Raw genomic sequence first — 275 nt, 5'->3', positions numbered from 1 at the left:
CCGACGCCTCCCCGACCACAGCCGCAACCTCGGGCGCCTGCTCCAAAATCACATGCGCGTTGGTGCCACTGATCCCGAACGACGACACACCAGCCCGCCGAGCCCGACCCACCTCGGGCCAGGACATCCGCTCCGTCAGCAGACGCACACCACCCGCCGACCAGTCCACATGCGGCGACGGCTCATCCACGTGCAACGTCGCCGGCAGCACCCCATGGCGCATGGCCATCACCATCTTGATCACCCCGGCCACACCCGCCGCAGCCTGCGTGTGC

The 275-nt window shown here is 69.1% G+C and carries 1 protein-coding gene; it reads right to left on the bottom strand.

The window, feature by feature from the left end; all coding sequences use genetic code 11:
• Window positions 1–275: ketoacyl-synthetase C-terminal extension domain-containing protein (locus tag NGF19_RS30535; protein ID WP_289738574.1), on the bottom strand; the 275-nt coding region annotated here is incomplete at both ends.

This window comes from Streptomyces macrolidinus, assembly GCF_023887685.1.
Taxonomy (GTDB): Bacteria; Actinomycetota; Actinomycetes; order Streptomycetales; family Streptomycetaceae; genus Streptomyces; species Streptomyces macrolidinus.
The sequence above is the reverse complement of the archived record's forward strand: the minus strand, read 5'-3'. Positions and strand labels throughout refer to the sequence as shown.